At 66.7% G+C, this 22,305-nt stretch carries 23 protein-coding genes; 5 read left to right on the top strand and 18 right to left on the bottom strand.

Going from position 1 to position 22,305, the window contains the following annotated elements; genetic code table 11:
- Positions 1–81: 81 nt before the first annotated feature.
- Genes U1701_RS09670 through U1701_RS09645 form a run of 7 tightly spaced genes read right to left on the bottom strand, consistent with a single transcriptional unit; the run spans position 82 to position 4,533 of the window.
- A complete protein-coding gene (locus U1701_RS09670) occupies positions 82–1,245 on the bottom strand; it encodes a murein hydrolase activator EnvC family protein (RefSeq protein ID WP_332782361.1) in 1,164 nt (387 codons plus the stop codon).
- A 4-nt stretch (positions 1,246–1,249) separates the two neighbouring features.
- Complete coding sequence (locus tag U1701_RS09665; RefSeq protein ID WP_332782360.1) at positions 1,250–1,672, bottom strand: 23S rRNA (pseudouridine(1915)-N(3))-methyltransferase RlmH; 423 nt, start codon at positions 1,670–1,672, stop codon at positions 1,250–1,252.
- Positions 1,673–1,685: 13 nt separating this feature from the next.
- A complete protein-coding gene (gene rsfS / locus U1701_RS09660) occupies positions 1,686–2,090 on the bottom strand; it encodes a ribosome silencing factor (RefSeq protein WP_332782359.1) in 405 nt (134 codons plus the stop codon).
- 1 nt (position 2,091) lies between these two features.
- Positions 2,092–2,703 (bottom strand): nicotinate-nucleotide adenylyltransferase, encoded by a 612-nt coding sequence (locus U1701_RS09655; RefSeq protein WP_332782723.1) that lies wholly within the window; start codon positions 2,701–2,703, stop codon positions 2,092–2,094.
- Positions 2,704–2,709: 6 nt separating this feature from the next.
- Positions 2,710–2,988: a type II toxin-antitoxin system RelE/ParE family toxin gene (locus U1701_RS18725; protein WP_443026026.1), complete on the bottom strand. Its 279-nt coding sequence runs from the start codon at positions 2,986–2,988 to the stop codon at positions 2,710–2,712.
- Positions 2,979–3,230, bottom strand: coding sequence for a CopG family ribbon-helix-helix protein (locus tag U1701_RS09650; RefSeq protein WP_332782358.1), 252 nt, complete (start codon positions 3,228–3,230; stop codon positions 2,979–2,981). Before U1701_RS09650 ends, U1701_RS18725 begins: the two co-directional genes overlap by 10 nt.
- 40 nt (positions 3,231–3,270) lie before the next feature.
- Positions 3,271–4,533, bottom strand: a complete 1,263-nt coding sequence (locus U1701_RS09645; RefSeq protein WP_332782357.1) for a glutamate-5-semialdehyde dehydrogenase — start codon at positions 4,531–4,533, stop codon at positions 3,271–3,273.
- A 78-nt stretch (positions 4,534–4,611) separates the two neighbouring features.
- Here U1701_RS09645 and U1701_RS09640 point away from each other — a divergent pair, with 78 nt between their 5' ends.
- Complete coding sequence (locus U1701_RS09640) at positions 4,612–5,655, top strand: DUF3667 domain-containing protein (protein WP_332782356.1); 1,044 nt, start codon at positions 4,612–4,614, stop codon at positions 5,653–5,655.
- A gap of 63 nt (positions 5,656–5,718) precedes the next feature.
- Here the strand turns inward: U1701_RS09640 and U1701_RS09635 are convergent, their stop codons facing one another.
- The 8 genes from U1701_RS09635 to ruvA all read right to left on the bottom strand — a co-directional run bounded on the left by U1701_RS09635 (position 5,719) and on the right by ruvA (position 15,170).
- Positions 5,719–6,099: a hypothetical protein gene (locus tag U1701_RS09635; protein ID WP_332782355.1), complete on the bottom strand. Its 381-nt coding sequence runs from the start codon at positions 6,097–6,099 to the stop codon at positions 5,719–5,721.
- A 65-nt stretch (positions 6,100–6,164) separates the two neighbouring features.
- Positions 6,165–8,141, bottom strand: a complete 1,977-nt coding sequence (gene ftsH / locus U1701_RS09630; RefSeq protein WP_332782354.1) for an ATP-dependent zinc metalloprotease FtsH — start codon at positions 8,139–8,141, stop codon at positions 6,165–6,167.
- A gap of 82 nt (positions 8,142–8,223) precedes the next feature.
- A complete protein-coding gene (gene tilS, locus U1701_RS09625; RefSeq protein WP_332782353.1) occupies positions 8,224–9,189 on the bottom strand; it encodes a tRNA lysidine(34) synthetase TilS in 966 nt (321 codons plus the stop codon).
- A 60-nt stretch (positions 9,190–9,249) separates the two neighbouring features.
- The gene (locus U1701_RS09620; protein WP_332782352.1) at positions 9,250–10,185 is read right to left on the bottom strand and encodes a hypothetical protein; all 936 of its coding nucleotides are present in this window, start codon (positions 10,183–10,185) and stop codon (positions 9,250–9,252) included.
- A 68-nt stretch (positions 10,186–10,253) separates the two neighbouring features.
- A complete protein-coding gene (locus U1701_RS09615; protein ID WP_332782351.1) occupies positions 10,254–11,093 on the bottom strand; it encodes a helix-turn-helix domain-containing protein in 840 nt (279 codons plus the stop codon).
- Positions 11,094–11,197: 104 nt separating this feature from the next.
- Positions 11,198–13,471: a phosphoenolpyruvate--protein phosphotransferase gene (ptsP, locus tag U1701_RS09610; RefSeq protein ID WP_332782350.1), complete on the bottom strand. Its 2,274-nt coding sequence runs from the start codon at positions 13,469–13,471 to the stop codon at positions 11,198–11,200.
- An 83-nt stretch (positions 13,472–13,554) separates the two neighbouring features.
- Positions 13,555–14,577, bottom strand: a complete 1,023-nt coding sequence (ruvB, locus tag U1701_RS09605; RefSeq protein ID WP_332782349.1) for a Holliday junction branch migration DNA helicase RuvB — start codon at positions 14,575–14,577, stop codon at positions 13,555–13,557.
- Positions 14,574–15,170 (bottom strand): Holliday junction branch migration protein RuvA, encoded by a 597-nt coding sequence (gene ruvA / locus U1701_RS09600; RefSeq protein ID WP_332782348.1) that lies wholly within the window; start codon positions 15,168–15,170, stop codon positions 14,574–14,576. The genes ruvB and ruvA overlap by 4 nt, the downstream gene beginning before the upstream one ends.
- A gap of 117 nt (positions 15,171–15,287) precedes the next feature.
- Between ruvA and U1701_RS09595 the strand changes: the two genes are divergently transcribed.
- The 3 genes from U1701_RS09595 (at position 15,288) to U1701_RS09585 (ending at position 18,428) form a co-directional block, all read left to right on the top strand.
- Positions 15,288–16,472: an acetyl-CoA C-acyltransferase gene (locus U1701_RS09595; RefSeq protein ID WP_332782347.1), complete on the top strand. Its 1,185-nt coding sequence runs from the start codon at positions 15,288–15,290 to the stop codon at positions 16,470–16,472.
- Positions 16,473–16,690: 218 nt separating this feature from the next.
- The gene (locus tag U1701_RS09590) at positions 16,691–18,109 is read left to right on the top strand and encodes a DEAD/DEAH box helicase (RefSeq protein ID WP_332782346.1); all 1,419 of its coding nucleotides are present in this window, start codon (positions 16,691–16,693) and stop codon (positions 18,107–18,109) included.
- A gap of 52 nt (positions 18,110–18,161) precedes the next feature.
- Positions 18,162–18,428 (top strand): hypothetical protein, encoded by a 267-nt coding sequence (locus U1701_RS09585; protein WP_332782345.1) that lies wholly within the window; start codon positions 18,162–18,164, stop codon positions 18,426–18,428.
- Between the two features lie 113 nt (positions 18,429–18,541).
- On the opposite strand, the gene hslU is transcribed toward U1701_RS09585, so the two are convergent.
- From hslU to U1701_RS09570, 3 genes are all read right to left on the bottom strand, one after another.
- Positions 18,542–19,837 (bottom strand): ATP-dependent protease ATPase subunit HslU, encoded by a 1,296-nt coding sequence (hslU, locus tag U1701_RS09580; RefSeq protein ID WP_332782344.1) that lies wholly within the window; start codon positions 19,835–19,837, stop codon positions 18,542–18,544.
- Positions 19,838–19,950: 113 nt separating this feature from the next.
- The gene (gene hslV / locus U1701_RS09575) at positions 19,951–20,505 is read right to left on the bottom strand and encodes an ATP-dependent protease subunit HslV (protein ID WP_332782343.1); all 555 of its coding nucleotides are present in this window, start codon (positions 20,503–20,505) and stop codon (positions 19,951–19,953) included.
- A 91-nt stretch (positions 20,506–20,596) separates the two neighbouring features.
- On the bottom strand, positions 20,597–20,764 hold the full coding sequence (locus U1701_RS09570; protein WP_332782342.1) for a 3TM-type holin: 168 nt from the start codon (positions 20,762–20,764) through the stop codon (positions 20,597–20,599).
- Positions 20,765–20,895: 131 nt separating this feature from the next.
- On the opposite strand from U1701_RS09570, the gene U1701_RS09565 reads away from it, so the two are divergent.
- Positions 20,896–22,191 (top strand): recombinase family protein, encoded by a 1,296-nt coding sequence (locus tag U1701_RS09565; RefSeq protein ID WP_332782341.1) that lies wholly within the window; start codon positions 20,896–20,898, stop codon positions 22,189–22,191.
- The last annotated feature ends 114 nt before the right edge of the window (positions 22,192–22,305 follow it).

Raw genomic sequence — 22,305 nt, 5'->3', positions numbered from 1 at the left:
CGAGCCTAGCGGCAATCTGCGCCGTGAGCAAAGCCGCAAGGGGCTGAACCGGGGCTGACTCCCCTCTGCGTCCGAGGTCGCTTACCCGATCAGCGCCGCAGCATCGACCGGACGGCCGTGGCGGCGCAGTTCGACCGTGATGCTCCGATCGTCGCCAATGCCCGCTGCGCCGAGCATTGCGCCCGCATCGACGCGCTGCCCTGCGGCGACTCCGACGCGCGCCAGGCCCGTGACCAGACTGGTCCAGCCGCCGCCATGGTCGAGAATGACGATAATCCCATAGTCGCGAAAGCGGCGCGCATAGCGGACGATGCCGGCGGCGGGCGCGACCACCGCCGCGCCAGCGGGCGCCGCGAAGGTCAGTCCGCGCGACCGCACGCCCGCATCGGACACTTCGTCGAACCCGGTGAGCAGCCGGCCCGCGACAGGCCTGCGATAGATCCCGCGCGGCGGATCGGGCCATACCGCGCCAGCGGCGACCGGTCGCGGCGACGGGCCGGGCAAACCCGCAAGGCTTGCCGCGGTCGCCTCGGCGCTTCCCGCCTCCGCCATCGTGTCGACCAGATCGCGCGCGCGTTCGCCAAGCGCGAGCGCGCGATCCGATTCGCTGAGCGCGCCCCGCCCCAGCGCCTGGCTGCGTCGACGGTGCGCCGCTTCGAGCTGCGCGAGCGCGAGGCGATCGGCTTCGAGGCGGATCCGACCGTCGCGCAGAGCCTTTGCAGCCAGTATCGCGCTGTCCTGCAACCGGTGCGTCTCGGCGAGCTGGATGCGGACGCCCTCCGTACGCGCGCGCACGACTGGCAGCGCGCTACCCAGGACGGCGCGGACATGGACGAGATCGTCCACCGACCCCGGCTGCGCAACCGCGACGATCGTCGGTCTGCGCGCCAGCGATTGCAGCGCGGCGAGCAACCGCGCGACGGGTGCCTGCGCGGTACCGAGCCGGGCGCGCTGCGCCGCAAGCAAGCGATCGACGATCGCCACCCGCGCCTGCGCGGCAACCAGATCGGCCTCTGCTGCGGTCACGCGAGCGGCGAGCGCGCGCTCGTCGGCGCGCGCGCGTTCGGCGGCACCGCGTTCAGCGGCAGCCGCGTTGGCGAGCCGGTCGGCACGGACGGCAGCGATCGCGGCGTCGCGCTTGGCGGCCGCGAGCCGCGCCTGCTGATCCGCGAGCGCGGGCGTGCGGACGGCGCCCACCAGCGCTAGCCCGCCGGCGCACATCACAAGAACCCTCCCCACCCGCATGGGGTTAACCTTCGCGGTGGTAAGGATGATTGGCAAGGATGCTGGTGGCGCGGAACAGCTGTTCGGTGAGCATCGCGCGCGCCAGCAGATGTGGCCAGGTCGCGCGGCCGAACGAGAAGAGCAGATCGGCTTCCGCCCGTGCGCCGTCGTCAAAACCGTCGGCAGCGCCGAGTTCGAACCGCACCTCGCGCACGCCGCCGTCACGCCAGCGTTCGAGGATCCGCGCGAACGCGACCGACGACAGCGTTTCACCGGTCTCGTCGAGCAGCACGCGCCGGGTCTGCGGCTCGAGCGCCGGGATTTTGCCGCCCGTGTCGGGCAGCTCGGTCACCCGCGTCGGCCAAGCGATGCGCTTCAGATAGCGCGCGACCAGCTCGGCCTCGGGCGATCGTCCGATCCGGCCGCGGGCGACGATGTGAAGCAGCATCGCCGCCTACGCGTCAGTCTTCGCTCATCATCGGCGTGGCGGGCGGGGTTGGCGCATCGCCGAACGCCCACATGCGCTCGAGATTGTAGAAGCTACGCACTTCGGGACGGAACAGGTGGACGATCACATCGCCCGCATCGATCAGAACCCAATCGGCGGTCGGCAGCCCTTCGATCCGGGTCGGACGCTTGAGTTCGCCCTTGATCCGCTCGGCGAGTTTCGACGCCATCGACGCGACCTGGCGCGTCGAACGCCCACTGGCGATGACCATGTAATCGGCGATGCTCGTCTTGCCCGCTAGCGGGATCGAGATCGTCTCGACCGCCTGATCGTCATCAAGCGACGCCAGGATCAGCGCGTGGAGTGCTTCGACCTCTTGCGGGTCGGTCGCACGGGGAACGGTAGGGGAAGTGGCCAAGTCAGCTCCTGGGTTGGGCTACCGGCCCGGCAAAACGCCGGTGCCAGTCGGGATCGCCGGCGCGCAGGCCGGTCGCGGAGGTCGGGTCGGGTCGGAAGCGCAACAGCACAAGTGCCGGCAATCTCCACGTCGTCCAGCTCTTCGCCTTAGCTGCGGGCCGTTGGAAGCGACGCAGCCATCCCATCGCGGGTGCTGCGAGGGCGCGCCCGTCATATCCCGGACGCGCGATTACCGCAATCGGAACCTCGGCAGCGATCTGCCGCCACCCGCGCCAGCGATGGAACTCGGCCAGATTGTCCGCCCCCATCAACCAGATGAAGCGCTTTTTGGGATAACGCCGCTTCAGTTTTCGGATCGTATCGAGCGTGTAGCGGGTCCGCAGACCCGCCTCGATATCGCTCGCACGGATCGGCGCACGCTTCGCCATCGCCCGTGCCGAGGCGAGTCGCGCGGCAAATGGCGCCATGTCGCGCGCGCCGTCCTTTAGCGGGTTGCCGGGCGAAACGAGCCACCAAGCCTCGTCGAGTGCCAACGCATCGATCGCGGCAAGCGTGATCGCGCGATGCCCGCGATGCGCGGGGTTGAACGAGCCACCGAGGATGCCGATGCGGATCAAGGTTTAATGAACCAGTGCTCCCGTTCGTGATGGACGCGCAGCACTTGCACCAAGCTCGCCGGCAATCCGGTAGCGGATGAGGTAGGGGGTACCGAACACCCAAAGGATGCGCTGCCCGCCGCGGTGTGGACGCCCTGCGCGCGGAAAATCCACGAGAAATCGCGACCGCAACCGTATTGCCACCAGCGTCCGAACCGCGAAGTCGGGATCGGCCTCCGATGACGGCCATCTGTTAATCCCGCGCAGATCTGCAAGCGCGGGCGTCGTCCAGCCTATCTGCATCGCGCCCGATGCTGCTCGATCATCTGATCGAGCTCCGCCATGACGTCCGCATGCGGGATGACATCGCCGCGATCCGCAGCATCGATACCGACCTGTACGAACGCCCGATAATCGGCCTCACTCTTTGCAACGCGTCGGATGGCTTCCGCCGCAAATTTCGCGCCGGTCATACCCTTCTCGGCGGCAAGGCTGTCGACCATAGCCATCGTATCGCTGTCGATTTGCGCGGTGATGGGTGTCAAGGCGTCCATATCGCCAACCTACTGTTCGCAAGCACCGACATCAACCGCGCACCTGCCCCGCGCCGCGACCGATCCATTTGTAGGTTGTCAGTCCCTCCAGCGCGACCGGACCGCGGGCGTGGAGGCGGCCGGTTGCGATGCCGATCTCGGCGCCGAGCCCGAACTCGCCGCCGTCGGCGAATTGGGTCGATGCGTTCCAAAGGACGATCGCACTGTCGGCGCTCGCGAGAAAACGCTCGGCGATCACCGCGTCTTCGGCGACGATCGCGTCGGTATGGTGCGACCCGTACCGGGCGATGTGAGTCAGCGCGCCTTCGACACCGTCGACCAACCTCGCCGAAGCGATCGCCTCGAGATATTCGGTGTCCCAGTCCGCATCGGTCGCGGTCGCGAGTTCGGGCACTTGCGCCTGCAGACCCGCGTCGCCACGCACCTCGCATCCGCGCGTTACCAGCGCGCGGACCAACGATGCCGCATGCGGATAGGCGCGGTCGATCAACAGCGTCTCCATCGCGCCGCACACCCCTGTGCGGCGCATCTTGGCGTCCAGGACGATCGCCTCGGCCATCGCCGGATCGGCCGAGGCATCGACATAGACATGGTTGATGCCGTCGAGATGCGCGAGCACCGGCACGCGCGCCTCCGCTTGGACTCGCGCGACCAGGCTCTTGCCGCCCCGCGGAATGATCAGGTCGATGACGCCGTCGGCCTTGAGCATAGCGCCGACCACGGCGCGGTCGGTCGTCGGCACCAGTTGGACCGCGTCCGCAGGGATACCGGCTTCCGCCAGCCCCGCAGCCATCGCCTCATGGATCGCGCGGTTGCTCGCCACGGCTTCGGACCCGCCGCGCAGGATGACGGCATTGCCTGCCATGACGCACAGCGCCGCTGCGTCGGCGGTCACGTTCGGGCGGCTTTCGTAGATGATGCCGATCACGCCGATCGGAACGCGCACACGCGAAAGCCGAAGCCCGTTTGGGCGCTCGCGCGAGTCGATCTCGGCGCCGACCGGATCGTCGAGCGCCGCCACCGCCTCGACACCCGCCGCCATCGCAGCGATTCGCGCTGGGTCGAGCAGCAGTCGGTCGAGCATCGCGTTCGACAAGCCGGCGTCGCGCCCCTTCGCCATATCCAGCGCATTCGCGTCGAGGATCGCCGCTTCGGCGGCGCGGATCGCGCTTGCGGCGGCGCACAAGGCGGCGGCCTTCGTCCGGGTCGGCAACGCGGCCAGCGTCGCTGCCGCAGCACGCGCACGCCCACCCATCTCGGCAATCATTGCGGTCGGGATGTCTGCGTCGGCCATGCCAATTTCTAGCATGGCATTCCCTCTCGCGCCAAGCGACGCGGTGGGTTAGGTAGCTGCTACACCGGGGGGGCGTAGATGACGACGGATATTGGGGCTGCGGCGGACATCGTGACGGGGGCGCTGGTCGGGCGGTCGTTCGAGCCGCGTGCAGGGGAAGCGCATGGCGGCGGCGAGCCGCTGTGCCTAAACTGTGGCACACGGCTGATTGGCGAGCATTGCCATGCCTGCGGCCAGGCAGGGCACGTCCATCGCTCGCTCGGCGGGATCGCGCATGAGATTGGGCATGGGGTGTTCCATTTCGAAGGCAAGATCTGGCGTACGTTGCCGATGCTGGTCCTGCATCCGGGCGCGCTGACGCGGCGGTATGTGCACGGCGAGCGAGCGCGGTTCGTGTCGCCGCTCGCGCTGTTCCTGTTCACCGTGTTCCTCATGTTCGCGACGATCAGCGCGGTCGGCGGCGATGTCAGCGAAGTGGCGCAGCGTGCAGCGTCGAATGCGAACAGCGCAGAAACCCGCGCGAAACTGGAAGTCGCACGCGCGCAGCTCGCCAAGGTCGAAGCCGAACAGGCGAACGGGTCGGCGGATGATCTCGCCACCAAACGTGCGGTACTCAGGACGACGATCCGCGGGCTCGAAACGGCAACGGGAGACCCAAACAATCGCAGTTTCACGCACATCAAAATCGGCTGGGACCGCCTCGATCATGGCATCGAAAAGGCCAGCGCGAACCCCGGCCTCGCCATCTACAAACTCCAGACCAGTGCGTACAAATACAGCTGGGGACTGATCCCGCTATCGGTACCGTTCATGGCGCTGCTGTTTCTGTGGCGTCGCAAACACCATCTGTACGATCATGCGGTCTTCGTTACCTATTCGCTCGCGTTCATGATGCTGATGACGATCACGCTGATGCTCGGCAGCCTTGTCGGCCTGTCCGGCGACGCGATCGCGTTCACAGCATTGATCGTGCCGCCGGTGCACATGTTCGCTCAGCTGCGCGGGGCGTACGAACTGCGCAAGCGATCCGCGGCGTGGCGGACCGTTCTACTGCTGGCGTTTGCGTTCGCCGTGTTGACGACGTTCGTCGTATTGCTCTTGTTGCACGGGCTGACCGAGTAGCACCGCGCGGAGACCTTCGCCGGGGTGTCGATTTGATCCAGCGGAATTAACGAGAATGAGCGGTCAGCACGGAAACCGCTTCGCCAGCACGCGCGCGTAGCCGTCTTTGAGCGGCCGCTTCTGGTCCGCCGCTGGCAACGCAGCAAGGCCATCGAGCATGTCCATGATGCCGACCGATTCGCCTTCCGGTACGCAAGCGATCGGCTTCTTGCCCGCCGCGGCGCGCGCCGCGCGGTCGGCCTTCAGCGCGTTCGTCGCTGCCTTCGCTTCTGCCTTGAGCACCGGCAGGTCGGGCGACATCAGCGCCATCGGCCCCTGGTCGCGCAACGCATTCGCGCGCTCCAGGAACGTGCCGACCGTCATCGCTGCGCTCGCGGGCGCCGCAACACCGATCAGGACGCCGATCAGAACAGGGCCGGTAACGAAGGACCGCAGATACGACATGGGCCGGACTTTCTCTTGGAAAGTCCGGCCCATACGCCCGTTCAGCTTGCGGCCGCCTGAACCGATCAGGCGCCCAGCGGCGTCGGCGATCCGAACGGACCGTTGGGACGGCGCGTCTTGGGGATCGACGTCCCGGCCTTGGGGACCGAAGCGGTCTTGGCGCCCGGTACCGGCCGATCCATGTCCTCGCCGGCGATCAGCTTCTTGATCTCGTCACCGGTCAGCGTCTCATATTCGAGCAACGCACCCGCCACCGTGTGAAGCTGGTCGATATGCTCGCTCAGCACATGCTTGGCGCGGTCGAGGCCGCCTTCGACGATCCGCTTGATCTCGTCGTCGATCAGCTGCGCGGTCGCGTTCGACATCCGCGACGGACGGCTCGATGAATAGCCCAGGAACGATTCACCCTCCGGCTCGCCATATTCGAGCGGACCGACCTTGTCAGACATGCCCCAGCGCGTGACCATGTCGCGCGCGAGACCCGTGGCGTACTGGATGTCGCCCGACGCGCCGCTCGACACCTTGTCGTACCCGAAGATCAGCTCTTCGGCGATGCGACCGCCCATCGACACGGCCAGGTTCGCGTACATCTTGTCGCGGTGATAGCTGTACGAGTCGCGCTCGGGCAAGCGCATGACCATCCCAAGTGCACGACCACGCGGGATGATCGTCGCCTTGTGGATCGGATCAGACGCATGTTCGTGCATCGCGACGACGGCGTGGCCGGCCTCATGATACGCGGTCATCCGCTTCTCGTCGTCGGTCATGACCATGCTGCGGCGCTCGGCGCCCATCATGACCTTGTCCTTGGCCTCCTCGAACTCAGCCATCGCGACCAGACGCTTGCCCTTGCGCGCGGCGTGCAGCGCGGCTTCGTTGACGAGGTTGGCGAGATCGGCACCTGAGAACCCCGGCGTGCCGCGCGCGATCACGCGGGCGTCCACGTCGGGCGCCAGCGGCACCTTCTTCATATGCACTTCGAGGATCTTGATGCGGCCCTCGATGTCCGGCCGCGGGACGACGACCTGGCGATCGAATCGACCCGGACGCAGCAGTGCGGGATCGAGCACGTCGGGACGGTTGGTCGCCGCGATGATGATGATGCCTTCGTTCGCCTCGAAGCCGTCCATCTCGACCAGCAGCTGGTTCAGCGTCTGCTCGCGCTCGTCATTGCCGTTGCCGAGCCCGGCGCCGCGATGGCGACCGACCGCGTCGATTTCGTCGATGAAGACGATGCACGGCGCGCTTTTCTTGGCCTGTTCGAACATGTCGCGGACGCGGCTCGCGCCGACGCCGACGAACATCTCGACGAAGTCCGAGCCCGAAATGGTGAAGAATGGCACGCCGGCTTCCCCAGCGATCGCTCGTGCGAGCAGCGTCTTACCGGTACCCGGCGAGCCGACCAGCAGAGCCCCCTTGGGAATCTTACCGCCGAGACGCGCGAACTTGGTCGGGTCCTTAAGGAACTCGACGATCTCTTCGAGCTCTTCGCGCGCCTCGTCGATGCCGGCGACATCCTGGAAGGTCACCTTGCCTTCCTTCTGCGTCAGCATCTTCGCGCGGCTCTTGCCGAAGCCCATCGCGCCGGAACCCGAATTCTTCTGCATCTGCTTGAGCACGAAGAACGCGATGCCTAGGAACAGCAGGAACGGCAGCGACTGATAGAGCAACAGCATGATCACCGACGGGCCCTCTTCGGGCTTGGCACTGATCGAGACGCCCTTGTCGCGCAGCTTAGGCACCAGCGTCGCGTCGGGAATCGGATAGGCCTTGAACTTCTCGCCGCTCGACAGCGTGCCGGAGATCATGTCGCGGCTGATGTTGACGTCCTTGACGGTGCCTTCATCGACCTTGTCGAGAAACGCCGAATACGCGATCGTGTTGCCGCCCGCCGTCGCCGTACGACCGTCGAACATCGTCACGAACACCGCGAGCGCCAGCAGGATGCCGACCCAGATCAACAGGCTCTTCATCCAAGGGTTGCCGCCGCTCCCGTTGTCGGGGCCCTGGGGCTTGTCACCGCGGTTGTCGTTGTCGCTCATGGGTGCCGGATACCTTTCACGACACAAGATAAGCGCGCGCAGGTTAATGGCAATGGAACAAGGTGCGGAAGATCGCTTGGAATCAGGTGCGCCGTGCCGGTGCCACGCGGAACCGCCACCCGCCGCCCCGGACCGACGCGACGACCCCCGCCTGCGTCGCGCGCTTGCCCGCCATCAACGCGTCAAGCAACCGTTCGATATTGACCGAGTCGTTCCAGTCGGGCTGCACGATCTGTGCGTCGGCGCGGACGCTGCCGATCGCGCGGCGAGCCAGCCGACGTAGCACTTCACGCGGAAGCCCATCGGTCGCCAGCCGAACTTCCCCGCCCGCGACGACCGCACGCTCCCCCCAGATCCAGGCGACGATCGCGCGGACATCGCTATCCGCCTCGGCCAGCGTTGCCGCCGAATGGGCAATATGGGGGGGGTCGAGCCATTCGTTCTGGTCGAGCAACCGACGAAAGCGCGTGCGGTCGTGCCGGTCATCGTGGTTCGACGGATCGTCGACGAACGGGATGTCGGCGCGACGGACGATCGCGCGGAGTTCCGCGCGACGCCAGTCGAGCAGCGGACGCAACACCGTCACGCCGGCGATCTCGGTCCGTGCGCGGATGCCGGCGAGGCCCGCGAGACCCGATCCGCGCGCCGCGCGCATCAGGAACGTCTCCGCCTGATCATCGACATGATGCGCGGTCAGGATCGCCCCGGCCCCGACCGCGCGCGCGTGATCAGCGAGCAGCGCGTAGCGGTTCGCCCGCGCCTGCGCCTGAATGCTCGCGCCCGCGATCGGTGCGGTGGGCATCAGCGTGGCGTGCGCGACATCCGTCGTCGCGCAATAGGCGGCAACCATCGCCGCTTCGTCGGCCGCCGCCGCGCGCAACCCGTGGTCGACCGTTGCCGCCATGACGCGCCCGGGGAACGCCTCGGTGGCCAACGCCAGCATCGCCATACTGTCGGGCCCGCCGGAAACAGCGATCAGCAAGGGCCGGTTGGTGTCGCGCGCGATCCGGTCGACGTCGGCGCGGAAGCGAAGGGTTTCGTCAGTCATCGAACGTCTGATCTGTACAGAGGTGGCGTCCATAGCATCAGGACCGAGCCACGCCCCCGATCACGAACATTTGGCAGCGCTGCGGCCCTTAGTGACGTCCGCCTTCATCGCCGGCGACATCTTCGCACCATACACATCGCTCAGTTCGTCATAGACCTTGCAGGCGTCGGCCGCCTTGTTGAGCCGGGTCAGCGCGCCCCCCAGGTTCAACAGGCTTTCCGGCGCGCGCTCGCCATCGGGCATCTTCTTGTAATTGTCGTAGAACGCCATCGACGCGAGGCTCGGCTTGCCCTCGTCGAGATAGGCGCGGCCCAACAGGTTCTGCGCATAGCTCGCGCGCTTGCTCTTCGGATAGTCGGCGACCACCTTCTTCAACTGCGCCTGCGCCTCAGGGTAGAGTTTGGCGGCCCAGAGGCGATAGCCGTAAAGATAGGCGTCCTCGGGCGCGTCGCCCGTGGCGGGCCGTTCGATCGCGGCGACCTGCCGTGCGCGATCCGATCCCGCGGCTGCGGGTCGGGTCGCCGTTTCCGGCCTGCTGGTCGGACGCCCCGCGCCGCTGGTCGGCCCGGTCGCGGACAGGCCGGGCTCGGTATCGCCCGTCGCACGCGGGGTTGCCCCGCCCTCGACCGATTTCATGCGCGCATCGTTGCTCCGCTTGTAAGCGTCGAACGCGTCCTGAAGCTGACGCAGCTTGTAGCCGTTCTGCTCGATCTGACCGGTCAGGCCCGCCATCTGCTGTTCGAGCGAGGTCACCCGGCCGTTCAGGTCCGCGACCGCGCTGGATGCCGGGCTGCCGGGCCCGGGGCCGGCGCTCGACTGCGGGGCGGTGAGTTCGGGTTGAAGCAGCTGACCGGCGCCGCCGGGAAACACCTTGCGCTGCACCGCGCGCATCTCGCTCTCGAGCTTGCCGACGCGGCCCTCGACCCCCGATTGCGCGTGCGCGGCCGGCGGCAGCATTGCGACCACACAAACGCCGATCAGAACAGACTTACGCATAAGCGACACCCCCCGGTGCATTGGTTAATTCGCACCGTATAGCTGCAACAGTCATCCTGTCGCCAGCCTTAAGGCGCAGGCGTTCCGTCCGCCGGCGAGGCGATGGCTCCGGTGGTGGTGGCGGCGGCTGCGAGCCGAGCGGCGATCGCGGCCGGCCCGACCTTCACATCCTTGATCGCGCGCTCGCCCGTACCCAGCGGCGGGACGTTCGACCCGTTGAGCGTAACCGTCAGCTTGTCGGGCCGGCCGACGTTGATCATCGGATCCTTGGCCCCGGCGGGAACGTCGAACTTCTCGCCCGGCTTCATCGTGCCAAGGTACAGTGTCTTGTTGTCGGCGTCGTACACGCGCATCCAGACCTCGTCCGTCGCTGCCAGCGTGACCTGGCCGCCCGTCGGTGCTGCCGGCGTCGGCGCCGCCACGGGCACGGCCGCCGGCACCGTGGCAACCGTGGCGGGGCCGCTCGCGCCGCCGGTGTCGCGTGCGCGGAACCAGTCGGTGCCGTACCACAGCCCGACCAGAACCAGCACCGCGAGCGCCAGCCCCAAAGCGACTGCGGCGACGCCACGCGACGGGACGCGCGCCGGATCGGTCATTGCATAGGGTTCATATTCGGGGGTGCGGCGACCGAGCTTGGCGACGTCGGCGCGCACCAGCTGCGCGATGTGTACCTCGTCCGCGCCGATCGCGCGTGCGTACGCCTTGCCGAAGCCGACGGCGTAAGTCGGCGACGGGAGGCCGGCATAGTCGGATGCGTCGATCGCCTGCAGATGCCGAAGCGGCACGCGGGTACGCGCGGCCACGTCGGCCAAACTCAAACCTTGCGCTTCACGTGCACTACGGAGAACGTCGCCGGCGCGTTCGGGATCTGCCGGTGCCGCAAACCGGCCGGTGTCGACCTCGTCCATTCTCGTCTCCGCATGCGGGCCGTCCCCTTTGGCCCGCCTTAGCTCTCCATGTCACAGAGGCCCCAGCGCGTGTCAACGCGGTCCCGCCGCCCCGGACGTCGCGCTCACGTCAGTTCGACGCCGTTTTCCAACGCCCAGTCGGTAAGCGCACCGCGCATGTCGCGTGGCGGGTCGGCGAGCAGCGCGGCCATGAACCGCGTAATCGCCGCACGATCGAGGCTGCGGACCATCGCCTTGATCGGCCCGACCGCCGCGGGCGTAATCGACAAACGATCAATTCCGAGCCCGATCAACGCCATAGCCTCGAGCGGCCGCCCGCCCATTTCCCCACAAACGGCGAGATCCACGCCCGCTGCATGCACCGGCGCCGCGACCCGTGCGAGAAAGCGAAGGATCGATGGACTGAGCCAGTCATAGCGTTCGGCGAGCTTCGGGTTGGCGCGATCGGCCGCGAACAGGAACTGCGTCAGGTCGTTGGTGCCGATCGACAGGAACTGGACATGCGGCAAGAGGATGTCGAGTTGCTCAGCCAGCGCTGGTACTTCCAGCATCGCGCCATAGCGGATCTCGACCGGCAATTGCCGACCCCTCCTTGTCATCCAGGCGCGCTGTTCCTCGAACAACGCCCGTGCCTCGTCGAACTCCCACGGCTCGCTGACCATCGGGAACATCACGTTGAGCGTCCGGCCCGACGCCGCCTCGAGCAGAGCGCGCGCCTGCACCTTCATCAGCCCGTCACGTTCCAACCCCAATCGCAACGCGCGCCAGCCCATCGCCGGGTTTTCTTCCTCGCCATCGGTCTTGTTCAGATAGGGCAACGCCTTGTCGCCACCGATGTCGACGGTGCGGAAGATCACCGGCCGATCGTCCGCGGCGTCGAGCACCTCCTTGTACAACCGCTGCTGGCGTTCGCGCTGCGGTAGCGTCGCGGACACCAGGAACTGGAATTCGGTGCGGAACAGGCCGATGCCGTCGGCGCCGGTGATGTCGAGCGCGGCGACGTCGTCGCGCAGCCCCGCGTTGACCATCAGAGTCAGGCGATGACCGTCCTTGGTCACCGGCGGCACGTCGCGCAGCGCCGCGAACGCCGCCTTGCGCTTCTGGCGGAGTGCCAGGCGACCCTCGAACGATTCCTCGATCGCGCTGTTGGGCCGCGCGAACACGGTGCCGTCGGTGACGTCGAGCAACAGCAGGTCGCCCTCGGCGATCAGCCGCCGCACGTCGCGGACGCGGCCCAGCACGGGCACGCCCATCGCGCGTGCGACGATCGTCACGTGCGCGGTCAGCGACCCCTCCTCCAGCACGACGCCCTTCAGCCGGCGGCGATCATATTCGAGCAGTTCGGCCGGCCCCAGATTGCGCGCGATCAGGATCGTGTCCTGGCGCAGGCCCATCTGCGCGGCAGTGCCCATCTGCCCCGAGACGATCCGGATCAGCCGGTTCGACAGGTCCTCAAGGTCATGCATGCGATCGGCGAGCAAAGGGTCGTCGATCTGCCGCATCCGCTGGCGCGTACGTTGCTGGACGCGCTCGATCGCGGCTTCGGCCGTCAGCCCGGAATCGATCGCCTCGTTGATCCGCCGCGACCAGCCCTCGTCGTACGCAAACATCTTGTAGGTCTGCAGCACCTCTTCATGCTCGCCGCCGACGCCGAACTCGGCCTCGCGAGTCATGCGGTCGATACCTTCGCGCATCTTGTCGAACGCGGCGTAAACGCGGTGCCGCTCGGCGTCGGTGTCCTCGGCGACGGTGTGCTCGATATGGATACGCGGCTGGTGGAACACGGCATAGCCGGCGGCCATGCCTTCGACGAGCTTTTGCCCCGGAATGCGCATCGCCGCCGTCGACTGCGGCCTGTCGGTACCGCCGCCGGTGGCGTCGATCAGTCCGGCGTTCGCAATGAGTTCGGACAAGACCATCGCGACCGTCTGCAAGGCCTCGATCTCGACGTCGGCATATTTCCGCTGATCGGTATGCTGCACCGCAAGAACGCCGACCGCCCGTTCGCTGCGGATGATCGGCACGCCGGCAAAGCTGTGGAAGCGATCCTCGCCGGTCTCGGGCTTGTAGGCGAAATCCGGGTGCGTCGCCGCCTCGTCGAGGTTGAGCACCTCGACGCGCTGCGCGATCGTCCCGACCAGTCCTTCGCCGAGCGCAAGCTTGGTCACATGCACCGCGTCCTGGTCGAGCCCGCGCGTCGCATAGAGCTCGAGCAGGCCTTCGCGAAGCAGGTAGATCGAGCAGACCTCGCTATCGATCGCCTCGCCGATGATCGCGACCACCGAGTTGAGCTTCATCTGCGCGGTCGTGCGCGCCGCCATCACGTCGTGAAGGCGGGTCAAAATCTCGCGGGCAGAGGCGGCGGCCGAAATGGGCATGGCGGTTGGCTAGCAGGTCGACGGCTTGGGTGCCACGCAACAAAAGCTAGGTCGGTCGGAAGCCGACCCGCTTGATGAACAGCTCACGCGTCGAACAACCCGTCCTGGCTTCCGGCCGGTGGATTGAGCCCGAGATGCTTCCATCCGCCCGCGTTGAGGCAGCGCCCCCGCGCCGTCCGTGCGACGAGGCCCAACTGGATCAGATAGGGCTCGATGACTTCCTCGATCGTGTCGCGCGGTTCGCTGAGACCCGCTGCCAACGTCTCCACGCCGACCGGGCCGCCGCGATAGATGTCGGCGATCATCATCAGATAGCGTCGGTCCATCGCGTCGAGCCCGAGCGAATCGACTTCCAATCGGGTCAGCGCCGCATCCGCCGCCTTGCGATCGACGACCGCGTGCCCGGCGACATCGGCAAAGTCGCGAACCCGGCGCAGCAACCGTCCGGCGATACGCGGGGTCCCGCGCGCGCGTCTCGCGATCTCGACGGCGCCATCCGGTGCAATGCCCAGACCGAGCAGCCCCGCCGCGCGCGTCACCACCCGCTCCAGTTCCTCGACCGTATAGAATTGCAGCCGCACGGGGATGCCGAAGCGATCGCGCAGCGGCGTCGTCAGCAGCCCCTGTCGCGTCGTCGCGCCAACCAACGTGAAGCGCGGCAGGTCGATGCGTACGCTGCGCGCGCTGGGCCCCTCGCCGATCATCAGATCGAGCGCACGGTCCTCCATCGCCGGATACAGCACCTCTTCGACGGCGGGCTGCAGCCGGTGGATCTCGTCGATGAACAGCACGTCGCCATCCTCGAGATTGGTCAACAGCGCCGCGAGATCGCCCTGCTTGGCAATCACCGGCCCCGAGGTCGCGCGGAACCCTACGCCCATTTCGCGCGCGACGATCTGCGCGAGCGTGGTCTTGCCGAGGCCCGGTGGCCCGAAGAACAGCACGTGATCGAGCGCATCGCCGCGGTTCTTCGCCGCCTGGATGAACACGCGCAGATTTTCGCGCGCAGCCTTCTGCCCGACGAAATCGTCGAGGCTCTTGGGGCGCAGCGCGGCGTCGACGTCCTCGGGACGGCGGGCGGCGGTCAGGATGCGATCGTCGGTCATTTGGACGCCTTACGCAGCGCCAGTCGCACCAGCGCGTCGAGGCTCGCAGCCTCGCCCAGCTCCTCTTCGGCGGCAGCCACCGCGCTACTCGCTTCGGCGGGCCGGAAGCCCAGGTTCAACAGCGCCGACACCGCGTCGGCCGACGCCCCCGCCGGGGCGGCCATCGTCGCCGGGCCGAGCCCGAGCGCAATGCCGCCGGTCTTGTCCTTCAGCTCCATGACGATGCGCTGCGCGAGCTTCGGCCCGACACCGTTGGCGCGCGCGACCATCGCCTTGTCGCCGCTCGCGATTGCGCGCGCGAGGTCGTTAGGCTCCAGCGCCGACAGGATGGCGAGCGCGACGCGGGCGCCGACCCCTTGCACGCCGGTCAGCAACCGGAACCAGTCGCGCTCCGACCCGCTCGAAAAGCCCATCAGCCGGATCGAATCCTCCGATACCAGCATCTCGGTGAAGACCGTCGCGGCCTCGCCCACCGGCCCCAATGCCGCGAGCGTCCGCGCCGACGCGCCGACCAGATAACCGACGCCACCGACGTCGATCACCGCATGGTCGGTGCCGGTGGAATCCAGACGTCCTTTGAGGTGCGCGATCATCGGTGTGCGGTAGAACAAAAGGAGGGCGGCGTCATCCTCGCAAAATACGGGCCTATCGCCGGACAGCTGCCGATCATATCTACCCGTCCGACATACCGGTTTTACGAGGGACCTACCATGACCGCCGACCCGATCATCATCGCCAGCTATGCCCGCACCCCGATGGGCGGTTTCCAGGGCGCGCTGTCGGGCGTTAGCGCGGTCGAGCTTGGCGCGACGGCGGTACGCGCCGCGGTTGAACGCGCTGGCGTCGACCCCGCATCGATCGACCGCATCTATATGGGCTGCGTGCTGCCCGCCGGCCTCGGCCAGGCGCCGGCGCGGCAGGCCGCGATCGGGGCCGGGCTGCCCGTTTCGGTCGAGGCGACCACGGTCAACAAGATGTGTGGATCGGGCATGCAAGCGGCGATCATGGGCGCCGAGGCGCTGATGGCGGGCACCGTCGACGTCGTGATCGCGGGCGGTATGGAAAGCATGACCAACGCGCCGTTCCTGCTCGCCAAGCACCGCTCGGGCGCGCGGATCGGCCATGACGTGGTGTCGGATTCGATGATGCTCGACGGGCTGGAGGACGCCTATGACAAGGGCAAGCCGATGGGCGCCTTCGCCGAGGATACCGCGCGCGACTATCAGTTCACCCGCGAGGCGCAGGATGCGTTCGCGCTCGAAAGCCTGGCCCGCGCCAGTGCGGCGGTCGACGACGGCAGCTTTGCCGACGAGGTCGTGCCGGTCACCGTCAAGACCCGCGGCGGCGACGTGATCGTCGGCGAGGACGAACAGCCGGGCAAGGCCAAGCCCGAGAAGATCCCGGGCCTGCGCCCGGCGTTTGCCAAGGACGGCACGATCACCGCGGCGACCTCGGCGTCGATCTCAGACGGCGCGGCCGCGCTGGTGCTGACGCGGGCGAGCGTCGCCGCGCGGCTGGGGCTGGGGCAAGAGGCAGTCATCGTCGCGACCGCGGCGCATGCGCACGAGCCCGCCAAGTTCACCACCGCCCCCGTCTCGGCGATCCGCAAGGTGCTCGACCGCGCCGGCTGGAGCGTCGAGGATGTCGACCTGTTCGAGGTCAACGAAGCGTTCGCGACCGTCGCGATGATCGCGATGCACGAACTCGGCATTCCGCGCGAGAAGCTGAACGTCAACGGCGGCGCGACCGCGCTCGGCCATCCGATCGGCGCGAGCGGCGCGCGGATCATCGCGACGATCGTCGCGGCGCTGAAGCGGCGCGGCCTGAAGAAGGGCGTCGCCGCGCTCTGCATCGGCGGCGGTGAAGCAACCGCGGTCGCGGTCGAACTGGTCTGACGGGTGGCGGCTAAACGCCGCCATCTTGACATTTGACGCCCTTTGCTGCAGGTGCGTTGCCATCGAGGCGTCATGCAGCGTGATCGGACCTTTATCGGTTCAAGCTCCGCCTCGGTCGATTTTAACAGGCTTCCCTTTTCACGCGGGGTGTCAAAACACCACCGCCGCTCGAGCGCCGCATTCGCGCGCCCGAGCCCGGCACAATTGAGAGTATATCTATGTCCTTCTTAAACCTCGGCCTCGCCGAGCCCCTCGTCCGCGCGCTCGAAGCCAAGGGCTATACCGAGCCGACGCCGATCCAGGCCCAGTCGATCCCGATCCTGCTCGAGGGCGGCGACCTGCTCGGCATCGCGCAGACCGGCACCGGCAAGACCGCGGCGTTCGTGCTGCCGTCGATCCAGCGCCTGACCGAGAACCAGAAGCGCGTGTTGCCGACGCATTGCCGCATGCTGGTGCTCGCGCCGACGCGCGAGCTCGCCAGCCAGATCGCCGACAGCGCGCGCGCCTATGGCCAGTTCAGCAAGATGTCGGTCACCACCGTGTTCGGCGGCACCAGCATCAACAAGAACCGCCAGGATTTGAGCCGCGGCGTCGATATCCTCGTCGCCACGCCGGGCCGCCTGATCGACCTGATCGAGCAAGGCTTCTGCAACCTGTCGATGATCGAGATCCTGGTGCTCGACGAAGCCGACCAGATGATGGACCTGGGCTTCATCCACGCGCTGAAGAAGATCGTCCGCATGCTGCCGAAGAAGCGCCAGACGCTCTTCTTCTCGGCAACGATGCCGACCGCGATCCGCGAGCTGGCGTCGCAGTTCCTGCTCGACCCGAAGACCGTGTCGGTGAAGCCGGCGGCGACGACCGCCGAGCGCGTCGACCAGTATGTCACCTTCTGCAACCAGTCGGAGAAGCAGGCGCTGCTGACGATCACGCTGGCCGATCCGGCGATCGACCGCGCGCTGGTGTTCACACGCACCAAGCACGGCGCCGACCGGGTCGTGAAGCTGCTCGCGGGCAACGGCATCGCGTCGAACGCGATCCACGGCAACAAGAGCCAGGGCCAGCGCGAGCGCGCGCTGGGCGAGTTCAAGCAGGGTAAGGTCAAGGTCCTGATCGCGACCGATATCGCCGCGCGCGGCATCGACGTGTCGGGCGTTTCCCACGTCATCAACTTCGAGCTGCCGAACGTCGCCGAACAATATGTCCACCGCATCGGCCGTACCGCGCGTGCGGGTGCCAGCGGCATCGCCGTCGCGTTCTGCGCGGATGATGAGAAGACGTATCTGCGCGATATCGAGCGGATCACGCGCCAGAAGGTGCAGGTCCGCGCGTTGCCGGACGATTTCGTCAACCTGTCGAACCAGATCAAGGCGACGCGCGTCAAGACGATGGGCGCCGACCCCGAGGTCCGTATCGATCGTCCGCGCGATCCGGCGCGTCCCCGCGCGACGCATGCGCCCCGGGCGACGGGCAGCACCGGCCGCAACTATGCAGGCGCAAGCCGTGGTGGTCAGGGCGGTGGCCAGGGTGGCGGCGGCGGTCGTCCGCAGGGCGGCGGTCGTTCCGGCGGTCAGGGCGGTGGCAATCGCGGCGGCCAGGGTGGCGGTCGCGGCGCAGGCTCCAGCTCGGGTCGGTAATCGACTTCGATCTCCTCGCGCGGTATGAGATGACCCCGCGAGGAGATTGATCATGGACGTGTCCACTACCCCGGTCGCCGAACGCATCGCCCGCGTGCTCGCCGGTCAGCGGATCAGCGTGAATGCGGGCGGCGACGAGGAATCGGCTGCGGCGCATGTCGACAGCGTCTGGGTCGAGTATCTCCCCGATGCGATCGCGGTTTTGAAGACGCTGCGCGAGCCGGATCGGGCGATGGCCGCGGCGGGGGATCCTGCGGTTTGGGAGGCTATGGTCCTTGCCGGGATCAGGGGCGCCACGCCGCGGACGGTGGTTCTTTAGGCTCTACACCCCGTCACCCCGGACTTGGTCCGGGGTCCACCGGGCCGCAAACCAACCGCTTTCGAGCTTGCGGCGCAGTGGATGCCGGAACAAGTCCGGCATGACGGGGTGGCTTACAGGACGTAGCGGCTGAGGTCCGTGTTCCGCGCGATTTCCTTCAGCTGGCTGTCGACATAGGCGCCGTCGATCGTGACGCTGGAGCCGCCGCGATCCTCCGCGTGGAAGCTGACGTCTTCGAGCAGCTTCTCCATGACCGTCTGCAGTCGGCGGGCGCCGATGTTCTCGATCTCGGCGTTCACCTCGGCAGCGATGCGGGCAATCGCGGCGATGCCGTCTTCGGTGAATTCGATATTCACGCCTTCGGTGGCGATCAGCGCCTTGTACTGGAGCGGCAGCGACGCCTTGGTGTCGCTGAGGATGGCGACGAAGTCGGCTTCGGTCAGGCCCTTCAGTTCGACACGGATCGGCAGGCGGCCCTGAAGCTCGGGCAGCAGGTCGGACGGCTTGGCGACGTGGAACGCGCCGCTGGCGATGAAGAGGATGTGGTCGGTCTTCATCGGGCCGTACTTCGTCGCGACCGTCGTACCCTCGATCAGGGGCAGCAGATCGCGCTGCACGCCCTCGCGGCTGACCGATCCGCCGCGGCCGTCGGACACCGCGATCTTGTCGATCTCGTCGAGGAAGACGATCCCGTTCGCCTCGGCATCCGCCAGCGCGACGCGGCTGACCTCGTCCTGGTCGAGGCGCTTGTCGGCCTCTTCATCGACCAGCTTGTCCCACGCCGCGGTGACGGTCAGCTTGCGGCGCTTGAGTTGCTGGCCGCCGCCGAACGACTTCATCATCTCGCTGAGATTGATCATCTGCGGCGCGCCGCCGGGGATTTCGAACGGCGTGGTCGGGGTCTGTTCGACTTCGATCTCGATCTCGGCCTGGTTCAGGTGGCCGTCAAGGAAGCGCTGCTTGAAGCTTTCGCGCGTGGCCAGGCTCGAATCCTTGCCGACCAGCGCGTCGAGCAGGCGGGCCATCGCGGCTTCCTCGGCCTTATCCTTGACCGCGATGCGACGGCGCTCCTTCTCCAGCCGGATCGCTTCCTCGACCAAGTCGCGGGCGATCTGCTCGACGTCGCGGCCGACATAGCCGACCTCGGTGAACTTGGTCGCCTCGACCTTCACGAACGGCGCGTCGGCGAGCTTGGCGAGACGCCGGCTGATCTCGGTCTTGCCGCAACCGGTGGGCCCGATCATCAGGATGTTCTTGGGCGTCACCTCGTCGCGGAGGTCCTCGTCGAGTTGCTGACGGCGCCAGCGATTGCGCATCGCGACCGCGACCGCGCGCTTGGCGGCGGACTGGCCGATGATGTGCGCGTCGAGGGCTGCGACGATGGCCTTGGGGGTGAGCTGGTCGTTCATGTCACTTCTTGCTCCCCTCCCTGGAAGGGAGGGGTTTGGGGGTGGGTGGAGGCAAGGGCGGCGCGTGTGGCGACCCACCCCCGGCCCCTCCCTTTCAGGGAGGGGTGAATGCGTTATTCGGTCGCGATCGTCTCGATCGTCAGCCGGTCGTTGGTGTACACGCAGACCTCGGCGGCGATGCCCATCGCCTTGCGGCAGATCGTCTCGGCGTCCTGTTCGTAGTCGACCAAGGCGCGCGCCGCGGCGAGCGCGTAGTTGCCGCCGGAGCCGATCGCCGCGACGCCGGCTTCGGGCTCCAGCACGTCACCGTTTCCGGTGAGGATCAGCGTCACGTCCTTGTCGGCGACGATCATCATCGCCTCCAGGTTGCGCAGGAACTTGTCGGTGCGCCAGTCCTTGGCGAGTTCCACCGCGGCGCGGAGCAGCTGGCCCTGATGCGCCTCCAGCTTGCGTTCCAGCCGCTCGAACAGCGTGAAGGCGTCGGCAGTCGCACCGGCGAATCCGCCGATCACGCTGCCGTCGCCAAGCCGCCGCACTTTGCGCGCATTGGGTTTCATGACGGTCTGGCCCATCGAGACCTGACCGTCGCCGATCACCACCACCTTGCCGTTGCGCCTGACCGAGAGGATCGTCGTGCCGTGCCAGACCGGCGTTTTGTTTTCGCTCATGGGGCGGATGTAGGGTGTGGTGGGCGGGGTGCAACAGCCTCACCCACGTCGTCACCCCAGCGCAGGCCGGGGTGACGAGTATGGTAGGACGTCACCGCTCCACGCCCTTCGCCTTCGCCCAGGTCCTGGCCGCGGTATAACCGAGATACCCGGTGCCGAAGAGCGCGTAGAGCGGTTCGGGCAGGCCGTTCAGATAGGCCGTCATCCCGCGCACCATCGCCGCCGCCGTCGCCGGGCTGATCGCGGCGACCACCCCCATCGGGATCGACCAGAGCAGCCATCCGTACAGGGTTGTACACCTTGTGAACCCAGCACGCGAGAAAGCTCGCCTACAGGGTTGTCCACCCTTAACAAAGGCTACACGGCTACGCCCTAAAACTGGGGCGCAGCATGACCAAGTGTATAACTTACAAGCGTTTTTCGACGAAAGCGCAGGACAAGGGCAGCTCGCTCGATCGGCAAACGCAGGCCATAGACACGATGGTTCGCGACCACAAATGGGAGGTCATCGAGGAGATCGAGGATCTAGGTAGTTCCGCTTGGCGGGGCGATCATCTGCGCAGCGGCAACCTCGGGAAGTTCAAGGATCGTGTCGATGCCGGGGAGATCGAACACGGGACGATCCTGGTCATCGAGAACATCGACCGTCTATCCCGAGAGAATGTAAAAAAAGCTCGTCGGTGGGTCGAGGAGGTCACGGAGGCAGGTATCGCCGTAGCCGTCGCGAGCAAGAATAAGGTGTTCAACGAAGCCAGCCTCTCGGGCGAGAATATCATCGAACTGCTCGAATATCTCATGGAGGCAAAGCGCAGCAACGATGAGAGCCAGACCAAAAGCGACCGCATCAGTGGTGCCTGGAGGAAGGCAGAAAAAGATGCAGCGGAGACGGGAAAGCTCATTACCCGAACGGTGCCTGCGTGGATCGACATAACGCCGGACGGCCAGCGTGTGGAAAATGTTGAGCGCGGGGTGGTCGTCCGACGCATCTACGAGCTATGCGCCAGCGGTGTCGGCTACATGAGCATCAGCAAAATTCTCAACGAGGAAGGCGTCGAGGTTTGGGGCCGTCCCAGCGTCAATGTCAGCCGACTTTGGGAATGGTCCTACATCCGCAACGTACTCAAGCACCCAGCAGTCGAGGGCGAGTATCATGCGGGCCGTAAGGTCGGGAAGCCAACCGGTCAGGTAATCGAGGGCTATTATCCCGCCGTCGTCCCTCCCGAGTTGGTAGCACGCGCTCGCGCAGCGATGCAGAACCGCAGCCGAACCGGAGGGGCAAATTTTGCCAACCCGGCCAACCTGTTCGCCGGCCTGATGAAATGCGGCTTGTGCGAGGGCAACATGATACGACGCCCCAGCCGGTCCCTCACTCATGAGCGCGCGGGCAAGCAAGCCAGCTATCTGCAATGCTACGAGGCCAAGCGCGGCGGCGCGTGCAAGCACCGGACTTTCTACCGATACGAGACATTCGAGAAGGCCGCGCTGGAACAGGTTCTGAACCTCGCACTGCGCGACCAGTTTTTCCAGCGCAGCGACCAAACGGTCCTCCTGGCCAACCAACTCGCGCAGGCAAAAAAGAAGGTCGAGCAAAAGCGAGCAGCGCAAACGCGCCTCCTGCAACTCATCATGGAGGATGACGACGCAGCGGAAGCCAAAGCGATGTTGAAGGTAATCCGCAGCGAGTGAATAGCCCCTAGATTTCTAGACGCCTTGAGCCATCAAAGCCTGCTGCCGTTCGAACTCGACGGGCGACAGCATCCCGTTCCTGACATGCTTGCGGATCGGGTTGTAGAACATCTC

The sequence above is a fragment of the Sphingomonas rhamnosi genome, from assembly GCF_036663615.1.
Classification (GTDB): Bacteria; Pseudomonadota; Alphaproteobacteria; order Sphingomonadales; family Sphingomonadaceae; genus Sphingomonas.
This window is presented reverse-complemented; position numbering and strand designations above follow the sequence as displayed.

What these genes read in the sequence shown, in the direction of transcription:
- U1701_RS09670 (WP_332782361.1), bottom strand. Translation starts at nt 1,245, where the DNA reads ATGCGGGTGGGGAGGGTTCTTGTGATGTGCGCCGGCGGGCTAGCGCTG.
- U1701_RS09665 (WP_332782360.1), bottom strand. Translation starts at nt 1,672, where the DNA reads ATGCTGCTTCACATCGTCGCCCGCGGCCGGATCGGACGATCGCCCGAG.
- U1701_RS18725 (WP_443026026.1), bottom strand. Translation starts at nt 2,988, where the DNA reads ATGCAGATAGGCTGGACGACGCCCGCGCTTGCAGATCTGCGCGGGATT.
- U1701_RS09645 (WP_332782357.1), bottom strand. Translation starts at nt 4,533, where the DNA reads ATGGCCGACGCAGACATCCCGACCGCAATGATTGCCGAGATGGGTGGG.
- U1701_RS09640 (WP_332782356.1), top strand. Translation starts at nt 4,612, where the DNA reads ATGACGACGGATATTGGGGCTGCGGCGGACATCGTGACGGGGGCGCTG.
- U1701_RS09635 (WP_332782355.1), bottom strand. Translation starts at nt 6,099, where the DNA reads ATGTCGTATCTGCGGTCCTTCGTTACCGGCCCTGTTCTGATCGGCGTC.
- ftsH (WP_332782354.1), bottom strand. Translation starts at nt 8,141, where the DNA reads ATGAGCGACAACGACAACCGCGGTGACAAGCCCCAGGGCCCCGACAAC.
- tilS (WP_332782353.1), bottom strand. Translation starts at nt 9,189, where the DNA reads ATGACTGACGAAACCCTTCGCTTCCGCGCCGACGTCGACCGGATCGCG.
- U1701_RS09620 (WP_332782352.1), bottom strand. Translation starts at nt 10,185, where the DNA reads ATGCGTAAGTCTGTTCTGATCGGCGTTTGTGTGGTCGCAATGCTGCCG.
- U1701_RS09615 (WP_332782351.1), bottom strand. Translation starts at nt 11,093, where the DNA reads ATGGACGAGGTCGACACCGGCCGGTTTGCGGCACCGGCAGATCCCGAA.
- ptsP (WP_332782350.1), bottom strand. Translation starts at nt 13,471, where the DNA reads ATGCCCATTTCGGCCGCCGCCTCTGCCCGCGAGATTTTGACCCGCCTT.
- ruvB (WP_332782349.1), bottom strand. Translation starts at nt 14,577, where the DNA reads ATGACCGACGATCGCATCCTGACCGCCGCCCGCCGTCCCGAGGACGTC.
- ruvA (WP_332782348.1), bottom strand. Translation starts at nt 15,170, where the DNA reads ATGATCGCGCACCTCAAAGGACGTCTGGATTCCACCGGCACCGACCAT.
- U1701_RS09595 (WP_332782347.1), top strand. Translation starts at nt 15,288, where the DNA reads ATGACCGCCGACCCGATCATCATCGCCAGCTATGCCCGCACCCCGATG.
- U1701_RS09590 (WP_332782346.1), top strand. Translation starts at nt 16,691, where the DNA reads ATGTCCTTCTTAAACCTCGGCCTCGCCGAGCCCCTCGTCCGCGCGCTC.
- U1701_RS09585 (WP_332782345.1), top strand. Translation starts at nt 18,162, where the DNA reads ATGGACGTGTCCACTACCCCGGTCGCCGAACGCATCGCCCGCGTGCTC.
- hslU (WP_332782344.1), bottom strand. Translation starts at nt 19,837, where the DNA reads ATGAACGACCAGCTCACCCCCAAGGCCATCGTCGCAGCCCTCGACGCG.
- hslV (WP_332782343.1), bottom strand. Translation starts at nt 20,505, where the DNA reads ATGAGCGAAAACAAAACGCCGGTCTGGCACGGCACGACGATCCTCTCG.
- U1701_RS09570 (WP_332782342.1), bottom strand. Translation starts at nt 20,764, where the DNA reads ATGGGGGTGGTCGCCGCGATCAGCCCGGCGACGGCGGCGGCGATGGTG.
- U1701_RS09565 (WP_332782341.1), top strand. Translation starts at nt 20,896, where the DNA reads ATGACCAAGTGTATAACTTACAAGCGTTTTTCGACGAAAGCGCAGGAC.